The following is a 16,568-nucleotide window of genomic DNA, read 5'->3' as shown; positions in this document are numbered from 1 at the left end:
CAGCCTGACTATGTTGAGGACGTGAGTAAAGTGCGTTCAGCGGCTTCGATGGTGTTGACCAGCAACATGGCAATGGTCATGGGACCTACACCACCCGGTACGGGAGTGATGGCGCCTGCGACTGTTTTGACGCTGTCAAAGTCAACATCTCCGCAAAGCTTTCCGTCAGCGCCGCGGTTGATGCCCACATCAATGACAATCGCTCCTGGTTTCACCATGCTCGCATCAATCATTTTAGGCTTACCTGTAGCAACCACCAGAATATCCGCATGGCGTGTGTGCCAACTGAGTTCTCTCGTTTTTGAGTTACAGATCGTGACTGTTGCACCTGCACTTTGTAGAAGCATTGCCATGGGTTTGCCGACGATGTTGCTCGCGCCAATGACGACCGCGACAGCTCCCCTAAGCGTCACATGCTCAGATTCCAGCATTTTCATGACGCCATAGGGCGTGCAAGGCCTAAACAAAGGTTTGCCCGTCATGAGCAGTCCCGCATTACTGACGTGAAAGCCGTCTACATCCTTTTGGGCGGCGATGGTCTCAATCACCTGATGCGCATCAATGTGTGCAGGTAAGGGGAGCTGAACCAAAATCCCGTGGATGGAAGCGTCCACATTCAACTCTCTGATGCGGGACAATAAGGCCTCTTGGGTCATGTCGGCATCGTATTGTTCGAGCACAGAGTACAAGCCCGCCTTTTCACAAGCGGCAACCTTATTGCGAACATACACTTGAGAGGCGGAATCACTGCCCACCAAAATGACGGCCAGACCAGGTTTGACTCCAGCTGCGGTCAGTGTTGCTGCGCGCTGAGCTACATTTTCGCGAATCGTTGCAGCGAGTTTGACGCCGTCAATGATACGTGCCGTCATGCCGAAACCTCTGGTTTGGACAAGGCAACTTTCATCAGATCAGCAACCGTCGTGACTTGAAGCTTTTCCATGATGTTTGCGCGGTGCGCTTCGACTGTCTTGATACTAATACCTAGATCGTCAGCAATCTGTTTGTTGAGGCGACCCGCAACAATGCGTTCGAGTACTTGTTGTTCGCGAGCAGTTAGTCGAGCCAACATCGCATCATGGGCTTTTTGCGCTTGGGCTTGAGACAGTCTCTCATTGGCTTGTTCAAACATCCGGCCGACGATTTCGCGCAAGTCCGTTTCGTCAAAGGGTTTTTCCAGAAAATCAATCGCACCTTTTTTAATGGTGGAGACTGCCATTGGCACATCACCGTGACCGGTAATGAAAACAATCGGCATCGTCGATTTGCGGGCGATGAGTTGCTCTTGAAGCTCAAGTCCGCTCATGCCAGGCATGCGGACATCCACAATCAGCACACCAGGACGCTTTTCGTCATACTCCGCTAGAAAACTTTCTCCGCTTGGAAATGCCCGAACACGATAGTTATTTGCCTCAAGCAACCAGCGTAAAGAGTCCCTGACAGCTTCGTCATCATCGACAATGTAAACGGTGCTAGCAGTTTGGGGGGTATTCATGTGGGTAACTCCTCGGACTGAATGTGCTTTTGCGCCTCAAGGTTTGAGACACAAGGCAGTGTAAAGCGGAAGGTTGTTCCGCCTTCTGGATTGCTGACCGCCCAAAGACGGCCATGATGAGATTCAATAATCGTGCGGCAGATATTCAGGCCCATGCCGAGCCCCTCAGATTTAGTGCTAAAAAAGGGTTCGAACAGGCGCTCTGGGTCTGAAAGGCCGTGGCCATGATCGGTGACTGCGACTTCAATTTGATGGTCATGCAGTGTCACAGCCACGACGAGTGTTTCCACCGCGCTATGTTCCATGGACTCTAGACCATTTTTTAATAGGTTCAACAACACTTGCTCAATCAGGATGGGGTCTGCGAAGACATCGGGCAGATTTTCAGGCACATTGTGACTAATTGCGACCTGACGTTTGCGCGAGTGTATTTCAGCGAGGCTGATGGCGTTGTCGACAACGGTTTGAATTTGAATCGCTTGTCGGCGAGGTTCACTGCGTTTTACAAAGTCTCGGATCCGGCTGATGATCTTGCCTGCACGCTGTGCCTGCGCAGCAGCTTTTTCGAGCGCAGGCAGTAGTATGTCCATGTTTGGATTGCCAGACTTGACCATCGCCACGGCACCCATACTGTAATTGGCAATGGCTGTCAGGGGCTGGTTGAGTTCATGGGCAAGTGAGGAGGCCATTTCGCCCATTGTTGTGAGACGGCTGGTGAGCTGGATCTTTTCTTGCTGAACCCTTGAGGTTTCTTCGTGCTGACGACGCTCCGTGATGTCACGGGCGACCTGAAGCCTGACTCGTCGACCGTCGGTCCATGCCAACATGCGGTGTTGCACCTCAAACCATCTTTGAACGGACGCTGAAAAAATCTCGACGGATTCGTCGGTGTAACGGCCACGCCGACCCGCAAGCAACTCATCATGCCCATTTGTTTGAGCTCCAAAGAGTCGTCGGTAAGTGCGGTTGGCAAACAATAATTCAAGGCCGTCGTTGGTATCAGCCGTCACCGAGATCGCATCGTCCAGGCCTTCTAGTACCGTCATGAAACGTTCGTGCGCAGCAGTCAGCGCCTCTCGTATCCGTTTGGGCTCAGTGATATCCGTCATGGAGGTCATCCAGCCGATTTGATTGCCTTGAGGATCAAGCAGAGGAGATACGTACATGCGGGCGTTAAAGCGTGAGCCGTCACGTCGTTGTGCTTCGAGTTCAAGGCCGCTGCTTGGGGCTTTGCCTGTTAGAACACTCTCCAAGGTTTGCATGTGAGTATCGTGTAGACCGGGTACCCAGTAAGGGAAGGGAGGCATACGACCAATCAGGTCTGCTTCGTTCCAGCCAATCATGCGGCAAAAGGCAGGGTTGACGTAGGCAATGCGCCCTTCGAGATCCAATACGCGCATCCCTGTCGACATAGAGTTTTCCATGGCGCGTCTGAAACCTGTTTCCGCAATGAGCGCGGCTTCCGCTTCTGATCGGTATCGTGTGTAACGCCACAAAATTAGTAGGGCGATGACGATCACCACAGAAAGTGCGATCACGACCCAGATCAAACGGTGCTGTCGCATTTCTTGATCGATCGTGATGAACATCACGCTACCGTCTTGGATACGCTGTAACCAAAAGAAGGCACCCATCACGCACGCATACAAGATCAGAATCAGCATCGGCGTGAGCCAATACCAGCGGCGCCGGCGAAGGCGTGCCTGATCTAAAAACGGTGTGGCGATCACTGACTTTGGGGGAGCGGACATGTTTCACGCAAATTGACGGATAGCGCATTTTAGTCAGGTTATGCCACCAAAACCTCATTGTGCGTTTCACGATATGAAAATACGTCCCGCCTTATGAAATTTTTGTTGCCGTGATGAATAGATGTACATAGAATGCGGCAAATACCCAAAAAACAGTTAGGCTCTTACATCAAAGAACCCAAGAATCAGGAGATTCACATGGCACCACAAGCTGCCGGTTTCAATGCCGCGAACGACGTCGATTCGCTGGAAACACAAGAATGGCTGGATGCTTTGGCAGCAGTGTTGGACCGTGAGGGCCCAGACCGTGCGCATTACCTTTTAGAACGTCTGACAGATTTAGCGCGTCGCTCAGGTGCGCACATCCCTTTTTCTCCTAATACAGCCTATCTCAATACCATCCCTGTTGGGCTTGAGCCGACTCAGCCAGGCAATTTGGAACTTGAGGCGCGTATCCGCAGCATCATTCGCTGGAATGCGATGGCGATGGTTGTCAAGGCCAACAAACATAATCCTCCCGACGGCGGAGACCTTGGCGGTCACATTGCTTCTTTCGCCTCTTTGGCCACAATGATTGGTTGCGGTCAAAACCATTTCTGGCATGCTGACACGCCAGAGCGCGGTGGAGACTTGGTTTACTTCCAGGGGCACTCCTCACCAGGTGTGTATGGTCGCGCTTACCTCGAAGGCCGTTTGACTGAAGACCAGCTGGATCATTTCCGCCAAGAGGTTGGTGGAAAAGGACTTTCTTCTTATCCACACCCCAAGTTGATGCCCGAGTTTTGGCAATTTCCAACAGTTTCTATGGGCTTAGGTCCGCTGATGGCGATTTACCAGGCGCGTTTCTTAAAGTACCTGCATGCACGTGGAATTGCCGATACGAGCCAGCGTAAGGTCTGGGTGTTTTGCGGCGATGGCGAGATGGATGAGCCCGAGTCATTAGGCGCAATCAGCTTGGCTGCACGTGAAAAGCTCGACAACTTGATTTTTGTTATTAACTGCAACTTGCAGCGTCTAGACGGACCTGTGCGCGGTAACGGAAAGATTATTCAAGAGCTCGAGGGTGATTTCCGTGGAAGCGGCTGGAATGTCATCAAGATGATCTGGGGAGGATATTGGGATCCTCTTTTAGCAAGCGACAAGGAAGGCATCCTTCGCAAGATCATGGAGGAAACTGTTGATGGCGAGTATCAGGCCTACAAAGCCAATGATGGAAAGTTTGTTCGTGAACACTTCTTTGGCAAGCATCCCAAGCTGTTAGAAATGGTGTCTCGCATGAGCGACGACGACGTCTGGCGCTTGAATCGTGGTGGTCACGATCCCCATAAAGTCTATGCCGCGTTTTCCGCTGCGACCAAGCACACGGGGCAACCCACTGTCATCTTGGCCAAAACGATCAAAGGCTATGGCGTAGGACATGTTGTGCAGGCAAAAAATCCTTCACATCAGCAAAAGAAACTCGACACAGATACGATCCGCGAGTTCCGTGACCGCTACAACATCCCGATTCCTGATAGCAAGATTGAAGAGGTTCCTTACTTCAAGCCTGCCGAAGACTCACCTGAGATGGTGTACTTGCATGAGCGTCGCAAAGCGCTGGGTGGTTACTTGCCAAAGCGCCGCACACGTGCAGATGAATCCCTCAAAGCGCCCGCGCTTGAAGTATTGCGTCCAGTCTTGGAGCCTACAGCAGAAGGCAGAGAGATCTCCACCACTCAAGCGTTTGTTCGTGTTCTAAATCAAGTGCTGCGCGACAAGGATCTCGGACCTCGCGTTGTGCCGATTTTGGCGGATGAGTCGCGTACCTTTGGTATGGAAGGACTGTTCCGGCAGATCGGTATATACGCGCCCGAAGGCCAAAAGTACACGCCTGTCGATAAAGACCAGGTGATGTATTACCGCGAGTCTTCTGATGGTCAGCTTCTCCAAGAGGGGATTAACGAGGCGGGTGCATTTAGCTCGTGGATTGCAGCGGCAACGTCGTACTCGACCAATAACCGCATCATGATCCCGTTCTATATTTATTACTCGATGTTCGGTTTCCAGCGAGTGGGTGATTTGGCATGGGCTGCGGGTGATATGCAGGCACGAGGCTTTTTGCTCGGCGGCACGGCAGGTCGTACCACCCTCAACGGTGAGGGGCTCCAGCACGAAGACGGTCATAGCCATATTTTTTCCTCGACGATTCCCAATTGCGTCTCTTACGACCCCACCTTTGCCCATGAACTCGCGGTCATCATCCAGCATGGTTTAAAGCGGATGGTTGAAGATCAGGAAAACGTGTTCTTTTACCTGACGGTGATGAATGAGAACTATGCTCAGCCTGGTTTGAACAAAGGTGACGAGGAAGGCATCATTCGCGGAATGTATCGTCTCAAAAAAGGCGGTAAAAATAAGCTCCGCGCCCAGCTGTTGGGTTCAGGCACGATTTTGCGCGAGGTGATGGCTGCCGCAGATTTGCTCGAGAAAGATTGGGGCGTTTCTGCAGACATCTGGAGTGTGACCAGCTTTACTGAGTTGCGCCGTGATGGTTTGGATTGTGAGCGCCACAACATGCTGCATCCAACTGGCAAATCCAAAACACCTTTTGTGTCCAGCTTGCTTGAAAAAACAGAAGGTCCGATCATCGCTTCGACAGACTACATGAAGCTGTTCGCTGATCAGGTCCGTCCCTTCATGCCGCGCGGCCGCGATTACAAAGTCTTGGGCACGGATGGTTTTGGTCGCTCGGATTTCCGTTCCAAATTGCGAGAGCACTTTGAGGTGGACCGTCATTTTGTCGTGTTGGCAACCCTACGTGCGCTGGCTGATGAGGGAACCGTCCCTGTGAGTCAAGTGGCCGCTGCCATCAAGAAATATGGCATTGATCCCAACAAAGCCAATCCCCAGTACGCTTGATAAAGAGATCCGCTATGAGCAACGTTACAGCCATTCAAGTGCCAGATATCGGGGATTTCGACACTGTCGAAGTGATTGAGATTCTGGTGAAAGTCGGTGATACAGTCAAAGCAGAACAAAGTCTGATCACTGTGGAGTCGGACAAAGCCTCGATGGAAATCCCCACCTCTATTGGTGGAGTGGTCAAGTCGATTGATGTCAAAGTGGGCGACAAGGTTAAACAAGGTAGTGTCATGTTGCATGTTGATGCTGCGGCAGCATCAGCGGCCGCACCTGCAACCGCACCCACTGCCACGCCTTCAGCCCCCGTTTCTGCACCAGTAGTCACACCCGCGCCCATTGCGACTCCCGCGCCTGTCGCAGCGTCTGCTCCGGCTGCGCCTGCAGTGACAATGACACCGGCTCAAGCTCCCACAGCAGGCAAGTTAGAAATGCCAGTATCAACAGCGGGGATGGCACATGCCTCACCGTCAGTGCGCAAGTTTGCAAGAGAATTAGGTGTTGATTTAAATCTTGTGGCGGGTACAGGCCCCAAGCAGCGCATCTTGCAAGAGGATGTCCAGAGCTTTGTGAAACAGGCTTTGGCCGGCGGGGCAGGTGTTGCCACAAACGCCTCCTCAGGTGCATCTATGGGTGGGCTAGATCTCTTGCCTTGGCCCAAAATTGACTTTACAAAATTTGGTGAAGTCACGCCTAAGCCATTGTCACGGATCAAGAAAATCTCTGGTGCGAATTTACACCGTAATTGGGTCATGATTCCGCACGTCACCAACAATGACGAAGCGAATATCACTGAGCTCGAAGCCCTGCGTGTGACGCTCAACAAAGAAAACGAAAAGTCCGGCGTCAAGGTCACGATGCTTGCATTTCTGATCAAGGCTTGCGTGGCTGCGCTCAAGAAATTCCCTGAGTTCAATGCCTCGATTGACGGCGATCAGCTGATCATGAAGCAATATTTCCATATCGGTTTTGCTGCAGACACACCAAACGGTCTTGTTGTACCAGTCATCCGCGATGCAGATAAAAAAGGCATCATTGAGCTTGCAAATGAAAGCAGCGAGCTCGCCAAGAAAGCCCGTGACGGTAAATTGTCTCCAGCCGAGATGCAAGGCGGTTGTTTTTCAATTTCATCTCTGGGCGGGATCGGTGGCACGCATTTCACGCCCATCATTAACGCACCTGAGCTCGCGATTTTGGGCGTGTCACGTTCATACATGAAGCCTGTCTGGAATGGCCAAACCTTTGTGCCTCAGCTGACGTTGCCGCTTTCGCTTTCATATGATCATCGCGTGATTGATGGCGCAGCTGCTGCGCGTTTTAATGCCTATCTTGGCAGCCTCCTGGCGGATTTCCGTCGTATCGCGCTTTAAGGAGTTGCCATGAGCAATCAAATTGATGTGGTCATTCCGGATATCGGCGATTTTGATACCGTAGAAGTCATTGAGATCTTGGTCAAAGTGGGAGATGCGGTTCGGGCGGATCAAAGCTTGATTACCGTCGAGTCTGATAAGGCCTCGATGGAGATTCCAAGCGCGCAAGCGGGTGTGATCAAAAGTATCTCTGTCAAAGTAGGTGACAAGGTCAAGCAAGGCTCTGCGATCATGAAAATGGAAGCTGGCGCCGAAACAGCTCCTTCGTCTGCGCCTGCCGTTTCCGAAACTGCGAGCGCGGTTGCTTCAGCCCCCGAGAGCGTAGCGACTCCGGTCGCTCCTGCGGCCCTGGTTGCCCCCACCGCCATGCTGCCCGTTGTCGCAAGCTTCGCTGGAAAAGTGGATATTCAGTGCGATTTACTGGTGCTGGGTGCCGGTCCTGGTGGTTACTCAGCCGCCTTTCGCGCAGCGGATCTTGGTCTGAATGTGGTGTTGGTCGAGCGTTACGCAACGCTTGGTGGTGTGTGCCTCAACGTTGGCTGCATTCCGTCCAAAGCTTTGTTACATACTGCAGCTGTCCTCGAAGAAGCGCAGGCGCTTGAGGCGCATGGCATTTCTTTTGCCAAGCCCAAAATTGATCTCGATAAGCTTCGTGCCTTCAAAGACGGTGTGATTGCCAAGCTAACAGGCGGTTTGGCGGGTATGGCCAAAGCGCGAAAAGTAACTGTTATTCAGGGTTTGGGCGAATTTCTGACCGCTAATCATTTGAGCGTCAAGACTGACAAGGGCGTTCAGACGATTGCTTTCGGACAGGCAATCATTGCTGCCGGTAGTCAGTCTGTGAAACTCCCCTTTATGCCTGACGACGAGCGTGTCGTGGACTCCACAGGCGCGCTGCTTTTGCGTAGCATTCCGAAGAAAATGCTGATTGTCGGCGGTGGAATTATCGGCCTTGAAATGGGCACTGTCTATTCTGCATTGGGCTCACGTCTTGATGTGGTTGAGATGCAGGACGGTTTGATGCAGGGCGCAGATCGCGATCTCGTCAAAGTCTGGCAAAAATTTAACGCTCATCGCTTTGACAACCTCATGCTCAAGACTAAAACAGTCGCAGCCGTGGCCAAAAAGGATGGTATTTACGTCACCTTTGAGGGTGAGGGTGCGCCTAAAGAGCCGCAGCGCTACGACTTGGTGCTTCAGGCGGTTGGACGTACGCCCAACGGTAAAAAAATCAGTGCTGAGCGTGCAGGTGTTGCAGTGACAGATCGGGGCTTTATCGAAGTCGATCGGCAGATGCGCACCAACGTACCCAATATTTTCGCGATTGGCGATATTGTGGGTCAGCCGATGTTGGCACACAAAGCGGTGCATGAGGGGCATGTGGCTGCAGAGGCCGCAGCCGGTCAAAAGAGCTTCTTTGATGCGCGGGTCATTCCATCTGTTGCCTATACAGATCCTGAAATCGCTTGGGTAGGATTGACTGAAGATCAAGCCAAACAAGAGGGCATTGCTGTGACCAAGGGCGTGTTTCCTTGGGCGGCTTCTGGTCGTGCGATTGCGAATGGCCGGGATGAGGGCTTTACCAAGCTTTTATTTGACGCCACCACGCACAAGATCTTGGGTGGCGGTATTGTTGGCACGCATGCAGGCGATCTGATTGGTGAGGTTGCGCTGGCCATTGAAATGGGCGCTGATGCGGTCGATATCGGTAAAACCATTCATCCGCATCCAACGTTGGGTGAGTCGATTGGTCTTGCTGCCGAAGCCGCTGAGGGTCATTGCACGGATTTGCCACCGGTGCGTAAAAAGTAAATCTGTCCATTGGGCCTGTTGTCATCGGCCTCAGTAAAAAAAGGCTGCCAAAATTTGGCAGCTTTTTCTTTACGCGATATACCGCGCCACTCTAGAGTGCCACGGTTGAGAACCACGGTACTGCTGCAATCAAAACAAGACCCGCGATGAGTGCCAGAATATATGGCCAAATGGCACCCATGACTTCATCTGGTGAGGTGTTTCCAATACGGCACGCTACAAAAAATCCGACTCCAATGGGGGGCATCATCAGACCGATATTCATCGCAGTCACCACCACCATGGAGTAATGAATGTCATGAATGCCGAGCTTACGCGCGATTGGAAACATGATGGGCGCCAAGATCAAAATGGCGGGTAGCCCTTCAAGCAAGCAACCCAAAATCAAAAATATCAGAATCGTCACAATCATAAAACTCACTACACCGCCCGGGAGCGTCGTGAGAAACTGAGAAAGGCTTTGCACCACGCCGCTTTGGGTGATGGCCCAAGCCATCGCCGAGGCCGTGCCGAGGATGAGCAGAATAGCGCCGCTGAGCGCAGCAGTTTCTACCAACATGTTGTAAATTTTGCGCCATCCCAGACCGCCGTACAGCACCTGACCGATGATCATGGCATAGAGAACAGCAATGGTTGAGACTTCTGTAGCCGTTGCGACACCGCCGCCCACCGCGCTACGAATTAAAAATGGCAGCACAAGCGCTGGAGCCGCAATTAAAAGGGCACGGCCGATGACTGAGCCGCTTGAGCGTCTAACTTGATCCATGATTTCGTGGCGCGCTTTCCAGCGGGCTAATACTGCCAGTGCGACGAGTAAGACCATGGCGATGATGACGCCACTTTGGAAAAGACCCGCAATTGATACGCCTGCAACCGAACCCAGCACAATCAAAACGATGCTAGGAGGGACGGTGTCGGCCATGGCGGCACCGGTGGCCAGCAACGCAATCATTTCCTTCGGTTTGTGACCGCGACGTTTCATTTCCGGAAACAGGGCGGGCGCAATCGTGGCCATATCTGAAACCTTGGAGCCAGAAATGCCCGACACAATAAAAAGAGAGCCGAGCAAGACATAAGACATGCCGGCTTTGATGTGGCCAAGTAATGACGCAAGAAAGTCCACAATCGCTTTACCCATGCCGGTGGCATCCAGGACACACCCTAGCAGGACAAAAATCGGAACGGAAACCAAAATCAGGCTCGACATGCCTTCGTCCATACGGCCGATCACGACCATGAGAGGAACGCTGGTGGCAAATGCCAAGTAACTTAAGGCGCCCAGTCCAAAGCAAAAGGCGATGGGCACACCGGCTACTAAACAAAGCGCCACCAGTATGACTAGAAAAAATATGATGTTGTAGAGACCGAGTTCTGTCAGTGAAGCAGAACCCAGCCAACAGGCTGCGGCCACAGCGCTGACAACTAACACTGCTGCAAAAAGATTGCTGCGACTGACTGTTTGCGTGGCATAGGTCACCAGGATCGCGAGCATCGCCACAATTCCAAAGGCAAGCGCTGACACGCGATAGGTATTGGGAATGTTGAGTGCGGGCGATTTAACGAACCACTCTTCTTGCGCATAAATAATGGCTGGATTGATGAGTGCTAGTAAGAACGCGGCAATGGCCACTAAAGCCAGTGCATGCACAAAGCCTTGAATACGTTTTGGCATCATGTCTAGAAACAGACTAAGCCTGAGGTGCTCATTGCGGTGCATGGCGATCGCGGTACCAAGCATGGCGAGCCATAAAAAAGACAACGATACGACTTCGTCAATCCAGACAATTGGAATGGAAAAAACGTAGCGAGCCACCACGCCCACAAATAACATGGTGATGATGATCACGAGTAAAGCAGCGCTTAGAAACTCAAGAGGCTTGAGAAGCCTTGAAACCATTGGTGTTGAGTGAGGCGCTGCTTGAGTGGTCATGAAAGCTCCGGGTATTGCAAAACAACTGATCAATTGATTGTTGCGTCAGTAAAAAATCGGGCGCCGCAAACTGGGCGCCCGAGCCTCACGCACTTGATCCATTTCAAGGGATCAAGTGGAGATGTTTAGGCCAATTTACCGCTGTAGCGTTCGAGCATTGCCCAAGCTTCGTTGCCGAGCTTAGCCTTCCACTCTGAATAAAAGCCACCTGCGCGCAGACGGTCACGGAATGAGTCAGGCGTCGTTTGGTTAAAGACCATGCCTTTCTCTGTCAAGCCCTTTTGCAGAGAAGCGTTCATGCCCGCGACGTCTTCACGCTCTTTCATGCCTGCAGCATTGATGTTTTTCGCGACGATGGCGCGCAGGTTTTCAGGCAGGCGCTCCCAGGCACGACGGTTTGCCAAGAACCAAAAGCCATCCCACATATGGTTTGTCAGCGAGCAGTACTTTTGAACTTCATTGAGCTTGGCCGTATCGATAATCGCCAGCGGATTTTCTTGTCCGTCGACAATCTTTGTCTGCAGCGCGCTGTAAACCTCGTTGAAGTTGATTGAGGCGGGTGCTGAATCAAAGGCTTTAAACATTGAGGTCCAAAGTGGCGACACCGGGACGCGGATTTTGAAACCCTTCAGGTCAGCGGCCGTCTGAATCGGCTTGGTCGAGGAGGTGATCTGTCTAAAACCGTTATCCCAGATCTTGTCCATCACAACCAGATTGGCTTTGTTGATCTCTTTACGCACGTGCGCACCCAGATCGCCGTCCAACGCTTTCCATACATCGTTGTAGTTGCCAAAAGCAAAGCCAATGCCCGTAATAGAGGATGCCGGTACGAGTGTGGCCAAAATCAGGCCTGACAAGGTGAAAAATTCGACCCCGCCGCTACGGACTTGACTCAGCATGTCAGTATCGGAGCCGAGCTGGCTGCTTGGGAAAATTCGGATTTCCACGCGACCTTGCGTTTCTTTTTGAATCGCTTCAGCCATTTCCTTGGCCCGAATATTCATCGGGTGCGTGAGCGGCAAGTTATTGGCGTATTTGTAGGAGAACTCGGCCTTGGATTGGGCCCAAGCGCTATTCAAGGGGGAAGCCAGTGTGATCACCCCGGCACCCATGCCGGTCAACAGATTGCGTCGTGTAATGGACATTTTTTTGTCTCCTAAGTTTTTCGACTTGTGCACAATCATAGCAACGAACTGAGCGCCTTCGTCCCTAAAAGCAGCTCAGAGCGCTAAAATGCGTGTTTTCCCCTACGTTGCTTCCTGGTCGCCAAAGTGTCACATATTCTGCATATCCCCGGCTCCTCAGTTTTGTCCAGCTTCCGCCAAGATCGTCTGCTCTCTAAGCTCCGGGCGTTAGGCCTCCCAATTGCTAGCGTGAGTGCCAGATACGAGCACTTTGTCTGGTGTGACGAGGCGCCTGATGCGCTCACACAGACGCGACTCGGACAGTTGTTGGACTATGGGGTTCCATATTCTGAGCAGGCTGAGCAAAGCACGCCGATTGTTTTACGTGTGATTCCTAGGCTGGGCACGATTTCATCTTGGGCCAGCAAGGCAACAGACATTGCGCATAACTGCGGGTTGAACCACGTGCGACGCATCGAGCGGGGGATCGAATACACCTTAACGCCTGAGCGCGGCTGGCTCAAGACGAAAAATCTCGATGCAGCGATGTTGGCACAGGCCGCGAGTTGTTTACATGACCGGATGACTGAAACCGTCGTCGATGCCAATTTTGATCCAGAGGCTCTATTTATTTCCTTGCCCGGCAAGCCGATGCAAACGGTGGCCGTCACCGCTCAAGGTAAAGCCGCATTGCTAGAGGCCAATACCAAGCTTGGTCTGGCACTTTCTGAAGACGAAATCGACTATTTGACCCAAGCCTTTACAGAGCTCGGTCGCGATCCGACAGATGTTGAGCTCATGATGTTTGCTCAAGCCAACAGTGAGCACTGCCGCCACAAGATTTTTAACGCACAGTGGGTCATTGACGGTCAGGCCGAGAGCAAAACCCTCTTTGGCATGATTCGCGAAACGCATGCTGCGCAGCCGCTCGGAACCGTGGTGGCGTACTCTGACAACGCCGCCATTATGGAAGGTGGGCCAGCCCAGCGCTTTCAAGCGGCAGCTGGCACAGAAGGGCGGTCTGCTATCTACGGCACTGAGCTTAAAACTGTTCATACGGTGATGAAGGTCGAAACGCATAACCATCCGACCGCGATTGCACCTTTTGAGGGGGCGTCTACGGGAGCGGGTGGAGAAATTCGTGACGAGGGTGCGACCGGACGGGGTTCTAAACCAAAAGCCGGACTGGCTGGTTTTACAGTCTCCCACCTCCGTTTCGACGATGCGCCTCGCGTATGGGAGTCTGACCATCACGGGGCACCTGATCGTATTGCAACGCCTTTGTCCATCATGATCGAAGGGCCGCTGGGCGCGGCTGCGTTCAACAACGAATTTGGTCGTCCTAATTTGCTGGGCTATTTCCGCTCTTATGAACAGACGGCAGGACAAACACGCTGGGGCTATCACAAGCCCATCATGATTGCCGGTGGTTTAGGTAGCATCGACGGTGGCTGTACGTTAAAAGATCGCATCGAACCCGGTTCCCTCCTGATACAGCTCGGTGGTCCCGGACTGCGGATTGGGATGGGCGGCAGTGCCGCCTCGAGCATGGCTGTGGGGACCAACACCGCAGCCCTCGACTTTGATTCCGTTCAGCGCGGCAATCCCGAAATTGAGCGTCGTTGCCAAGAGGTGATTGATCGCTGTTGGCAGCAAGGTGACAAAAACCCGATTGTTGCCATTCATGATGTAGGCGCAGGCGGTTTGTCCAATGCCTTTCCCGAGCTCGTCAACGATGCAGGTCGGGGTGCAACCTTTGATTTGAGCCGAGTCCGCCTCGAAGAGTCTGGTATGTCGCCGGCTGAGATTTGGAGTAATGAGTCACAAGAGCGTTACGTGCTTTCAGTATTGCCACAAGACTTACCAAGATTTCAAAAGATTGCCGAGCGCGAGCGTTGTCCGTTTGCGGTGATTGGTGTGGCAACCGAAGAGCGCCAGTTGCGGGTTGTTCAAGGGGAAGGCTTGCCAGGAATGGACACACTCACACCTCAGGAGGGCATGCGACCTGTTGATGTGCCGATTGATGTGATTTTAGGTAAACCACCGCGCATGACGCGCGATGTCAAACGCGTTGAGCCACAAACAGCACCTCTCGATTTGACGTTGATCGCTTTGGATGATGCGGTCACACGCGTGTTACAGCACCCCACGGTCGCAAATAAGAGTTTTCTCATCACGATTGGTGATCGTACGGTGGGTGGCTTGTCTAGTAGGGATCAGCTTGTCGGTCCTTGGCAGGTCGCCGTGGCTGATTGCGCGGTCACGCTGTCAGACCATGACGGTACGCGTGGCGAAGCCATGGCCATGGGTGAACGCACCCCAATCGCTGCGATTGATGCTGCGGCCTCGGGGCGGATGGCGGTCGGTGAAGCCATGACCAACTTGGCGGCGGCTGATGTCGCGCGTATCGAGGATATCAAGTTGTCCGCAAACTGGATGGCGGCATGTGGTGCCCCCGGTCAGGATGCCGCGCTGTTTGATACGGTTTCTGCAGTCAGCACGCTTTGTCAGAGCGTTGGTCTGTCGATTCCTGTGGGTAAGGACTCTCTGTCCATGCAAACAAGCTGGACGCATGAGGACGAAAAGCGCCAGGTGATTTCCCCCGTGTCGCTGATTGTGACGGCTTTCGCCCCTGTTCAGGATGTGCGTCAGACCTTAACGCCACAATTGCGCACCAATGTCGGACCAACCTCTTTGATCCTGATTGATCTGGGTAGTGGGAAAAAACGCATGGGCGGGTCGATTTTGACTCAGGTCTGCAACCAAGTGGGTGAGCAAACCCCCGACGCCGATGATGCTGAGGCGCTCCGTACGTTTTTTGTCACGATTCGCGCGTTGGCCGAGTCCGGTGTGTTGCTGGCCTATCACGATCGCTCGGACGGTGGTTTGATGGCAACAGTGTGTGAAATGGCCTTTGCCGGACACACGGGAGTTTCTATCAACCTCGATATGCTGACGATCGACGCCAATGCCGAAGACTGGGATGCCTACAATATTCGCGCGGCTCAGGTCGAAGTACAGCGTAAAGAGCTCACCATCAAAGCGCTCTTTAACGAAGAACTGGGTGCGGTGCTTCAAGTGCCAAGCTCAGAACGTGATGCCGTGATGCAGGTTTTGCGGGCGGCAGGCTTGTCCGCGCACTCACATGTGATTGGTTCACTTAATTCAACGGATCAGTTCGAGATTTTCCGTGACGGCAAAAAAATCTGGGGCAAACCGCGTGCCGAGTTGGCCAAGCTTTGGAGTGATGTGAGCTATCGAATTGCAGCCTTGCGTGACAACCCAGCTTGTGCGCAGGCTGAGTTTGACGCGTGGTCCGACACGACAGATCCAGGCATGACACCGATTGTTGCTTTTGACCCTCAGGAAAATATTGCTGCGCCTTTCATCAATAAGGGCGTACGTCCACGTGTTGCGATTTTGCGAGAGCAGGGTTGTAACAGTCAGGTTGAGATGGCGTGGGCGTTTGATCGTTCAGGCTTTGATGCCTGGGATGTGCACATGACCGACCTGCAAACAGGTTCTGCAGACCTGTCAAGTTTCCAAGGGCTGGTCGCTGTGGGTGGCTTTAGCTACGGTGACGTTTTAGGAGCCGGCGAGGGCTGGGCGCGCAGTATTTTGTTTAATAACCAGCTGTCTGATCAGTTTGCCCAATATTTCAGCCGGACAGATACCTTTGCCTTAGGTGTTTGTAACGGTTGTCAGATGATGGCGGCGCTTGCCCCGATGATTCCTGGTGCTCAGGACTGGCCGAGATTTACCCGCAACGTATCCGAAAAATACGAGGCGCGCTTCTCAATGGTTGAGGTGCTTGAGTCACCGTCACTCTTTTTCAAAGGCATGGCTGGTGCGCATATTCCTGTCGCAGTTGCACATGGCGAAGGTTATGCTAACTTTGCTCGCCAGGGCGACGCCACCAAGGTCTTGAGCGCACTGAGATACGTCGATCATCGCGGTCAGGCAACGGAAACCTATCCCCTCAATCCAAACGGAAGTCCAGGCGGTTTAACTGCTGTGACGACTGCGGATGGACGCTTTACCGTGATGATGCCCCATCCGGAACGTGTTACTCGCAATGTCATGATGTCTTGGGCACCAGAGTCATGGGGACCTCAGGACACAAAAGGGGCTTACACGCCTTGGATGCGCTTTTTCCAAAATGCACGTGTTTCCCTTGGCTAAAACCTG

9 protein-coding genes are annotated in these 16,568 nt (G+C 52.8%); 4 read left to right on the top strand and 5 right to left on the bottom strand.

Annotated features, from left to right (window positions below; all coding sequences use genetic code 11):
* Positions 1–8: 8 nt before the first annotated feature.
* The 3 genes from folD to WBJ47_RS12955 are packed head-to-tail and all read right to left on the bottom strand — an operon-like array spanning position 9 to position 3,246.
* On the bottom strand, positions 9–872 hold the full coding sequence (gene folD, locus WBJ47_RS12965) for a bifunctional methylenetetrahydrofolate dehydrogenase/methenyltetrahydrofolate cyclohydrolase FolD (protein WP_422243460.1): 864 nt from the start codon (positions 870–872) through the stop codon (positions 9–11).
* A complete protein-coding gene (locus WBJ47_RS12960) occupies positions 869–1,495 on the bottom strand; it encodes a response regulator transcription factor (protein WP_422243461.1) in 627 nt (208 codons plus the stop codon). Before WBJ47_RS12960 ends, folD begins: the two co-directional genes overlap by 4 nt.
* The gene (locus tag WBJ47_RS12955) at positions 1,492–3,246 is read right to left on the bottom strand and encodes a PAS domain-containing sensor histidine kinase (RefSeq protein WP_422243462.1); all 1,755 of its coding nucleotides are present in this window, start codon (positions 3,244–3,246) and stop codon (positions 1,492–1,494) included. The genes WBJ47_RS12960 and WBJ47_RS12955 overlap by 4 nt, the downstream gene beginning before the upstream one ends.
* 198 nt (positions 3,247–3,444) lie before the next feature.
* On the opposite strand from WBJ47_RS12955, the gene aceE reads away from it, so the two are divergent.
* From aceE to lpdA, 3 genes are read left to right on the top strand one after another with little or no spacing between them, the layout of a single operon-like run.
* On the top strand, positions 3,445–6,144 hold the full coding sequence (gene aceE / locus WBJ47_RS12950; RefSeq protein ID WP_422243463.1) for a pyruvate dehydrogenase (acetyl-transferring), homodimeric type: 2,700 nt from the start codon (positions 3,445–3,447) through the stop codon (positions 6,142–6,144).
* A 14-nt stretch (positions 6,145–6,158) separates the two neighbouring features.
* Complete coding sequence (aceF, locus tag WBJ47_RS12945) at positions 6,159–7,514, top strand: dihydrolipoyllysine-residue acetyltransferase (RefSeq protein ID WP_422243464.1); 1,356 nt, start codon at positions 6,159–6,161, stop codon at positions 7,512–7,514.
* A 9-nt stretch (positions 7,515–7,523) separates the two neighbouring features.
* Positions 7,524–9,326 (top strand): dihydrolipoyl dehydrogenase, encoded by a 1,803-nt coding sequence (lpdA, locus tag WBJ47_RS12940; RefSeq protein ID WP_422243465.1) that lies wholly within the window; start codon positions 7,524–7,526, stop codon positions 9,324–9,326.
* Positions 9,327–9,417: 91 nt separating this feature from the next.
* On the opposite strand, the gene WBJ47_RS12935 is transcribed toward lpdA, so the two are convergent.
* Positions 9,418–11,256: a TRAP transporter large permease subunit gene (locus WBJ47_RS12935; protein ID WP_422243466.1), complete on the bottom strand. Its 1,839-nt coding sequence runs from the start codon at positions 11,254–11,256 to the stop codon at positions 9,418–9,420.
* A 125-nt stretch (positions 11,257–11,381) separates the two neighbouring features.
* Positions 11,382–12,401, bottom strand: coding sequence for a TRAP transporter substrate-binding protein (locus WBJ47_RS12930; protein ID WP_422243467.1), 1,020 nt, complete (start codon positions 12,399–12,401; stop codon positions 11,382–11,384).
* 126 nt (positions 12,402–12,527) lie between these two features.
* On the opposite strand from WBJ47_RS12930, the gene purL reads away from it, so the two are divergent.
* Entirely contained in the window at positions 12,528–16,562 is a 4,035-nt protein-coding gene (gene purL, locus WBJ47_RS12925) for a phosphoribosylformylglycinamidine synthase (RefSeq protein ID WP_422243468.1), read from the top strand.
* Positions 16,563–16,568: the final 6 nt, after the last annotated feature.

The organism is Zwartia sp., from assembly GCF_049655405.1.
In the GTDB taxonomy this organism is placed as follows: Bacteria; Pseudomonadota; Gammaproteobacteria; order Burkholderiales; family Burkholderiaceae_B; genus Zwartia.
This window is presented reverse-complemented; position numbering and strand designations above follow the sequence as displayed.